This window comes from Chitinophaga sp. 01L420, from assembly GCF_056399985.1.
Map to the genome: position 1 here is coordinate 1 of NZ_JBFTSK010000117.1, position 2,303 is coordinate 2,303.

Below are 2,303 nucleotides of genomic sequence, written 5' to 3' on the forward strand. Positions count from 1 at the left end.
ACAACCACTCCCGTTGGTTACCGTATAAGTGATTATTGCGGTGCCAAAGGATACCCCAGTTACAACGCCAGCAGCATCTATACTCACTACAGCCGCATCGCTGCTGCTCCATACGCCACCAACAGTAGTAGAACTTAAGGTAGTAGTTCCATTTATACAAACAGCAGTCGTACCAGTGATCGCACCTACAACAGGGAGACTRTTTACTGTTACAGTAGTCGTTTGCGAAACGGTACAACCACTTGCGTTAGTTACCGCATAAGTGATTGTTGCAGTGCCAGAGGCCACACCAGTTACAACACCACCAGCATCTATACTCGCTACAGTTGCATCGCTGCTGGTCCAAACACCGCCTGATGTGGTAGAACTTAAGGTAGTAGTTCCGTTTATGCAAACAGCAGTCGTACCGGTGATCGCACCTACAACAGGCAGACTATTTACTGTTACAGTAGTCGTTTGCGAAGCGGTACAACCACTCCCATTGGTTACCGTATAAGTGATTGTTGCAGTGCCAGCGGATACCCCAGTTACAACGCCAGCAGCATCTATACTCGCTACAGCCGCATCGCTGCTACTCCAAACACCGCCAACAGTAGTAGAACTTAAGGTAGTAGTTCCACCTATACAAACAGCACCCGTGCCCGTGATCCCGCCTACAACAGGTAGACTGTTTACCGTTACAGTAGTTGTTTGCGAAGCGGTACAACCACTCGCATTGGTTACCGTATAAGTGATTGTTGCAGTGCCAGCGGATACCCCAGTTACAACGCCAGCAGCATCTATACTCACTACAGCCGCATCGCTGCTACTCCATACGCCACCAACAGTAGTAGAACTTAAGGTAGTAGTTCTGTTTATACAAACAGCAGTCGTACCGGTAATCCCGCCTACAACAGGTAGACTGTTTACTGTTACAGTAGTCGTTTGCGAAGCGGTACAACCACTTSCRTTAGTTACCGYATAAGTGATTGTTGCAGTGCCAGMGGCCACACCAGTTACAACACCAGCGGCATCTATGCTGGCCACAGCGGCATCGCTGCTACTCCATACCCCGCCAACAGTAGTAGAACTTAAAGTAGTAGTTCTGTTTATACAAACAGCAGTCGTACCGGTGATCCCGCCTACAACAGGGAGACTATTTACTGTTACAGTAGCAGTTTGCGAAACGGTACAGCCACTCGCGTTAGTTACTGTATAAGTGATTGTTGCGGTACCTGAGGATACCCCAGTTACAACACCAGCAGCATCTATGCTGGCTACAGCGACATCGCTGCTGCTCCATACGCCACCAACAGTAGTAGAACTTAAGGTAGTAGTTCTGTTTATACAAACAGCGGTCGTACCCGTGATCCCGCCTACAACAGGCAGACTATTTACTGTTACAGTAGTCGTTTGCGAAACGGTACAACCACTCGCATTTGTTACCGTATAAGTGATTGTTGCGGTACCAGAGGAAACCCCAGTTACAGCACCAGCAGCATCTATGCTGGCTACGGCCGCATCGCTGCTACTCCAAACACCGCCAACAGTAGTAGAACTTAAGGTAGTAGTTCTGTTTATACAAACAGCAGTCGTACCGGTAATCGCACCTACAGCAGGTAGACTGTTTACAGTTACAATAGTTGTTTGCGAAGCGGTACAACCACTCGCGTTGGTTATTGCATAAGTGATCGTTGCGGTGCCGATAGATACGCCAGTTACAACACCGCCTGCATCTATGCTGGCCACAGCGGCATCGCTGCTACTCCATACCCCGCCAACAGTAGTAGAACTTAAAGTAGTAGTTCTGTTTATACAAACAGCGGTCGTACCCGTGATCCCGCCTACAACAGGCAGACTATTTACTGTTACAGTAGCAGTTTGCGAAACGGTACAGCCACTCGCGTTAGTTACTGTATAAGTGATTGTTGCGGTACCTGAGGATACCCCAGTTACAACGCCAGCAGCATCTATACTCGCTACAGCGGCATCGCTGCTACTCCAAACACCGCCAACAGTAGTAGAACTTAAAGTAGTAGTTCTGTTTATACAAACAGCAGTCGTACCAGTGATCGCACCTACAACAGGTAGACTRTTTACTGTTACAGTAGTCGTTTGCGAAACGGTACAACCACTCGCGTTGGTTATTGCATAAGTGATTGTTGCGGTGCCAGCGGATACCCCAGTTACAACGCCAGCAGCATCTATACTCGCTACAGCGGCATCGCTGCTGCTCCATACGCCGCCAACAGTAGTAGAACTTAAGGTAGTAGTTCTGTTTATACAAACAGCAGTCGTACCGGTGATCCCGCCTACAACAGGCA

The 2,303-nt window shown here is 48.5% G+C and carries 1 protein-coding gene; it reads right to left on the reverse strand.

Annotation, left to right across the window (positions count from 1 at the left end; translation table 11 throughout):
- The coding region (locus tag AC1DP6_RS36375; RefSeq protein WP_477059292.1) for a beta strand repeat-containing protein at positions 1–2,303 on the reverse strand (2,303 nt) is incomplete at both ends.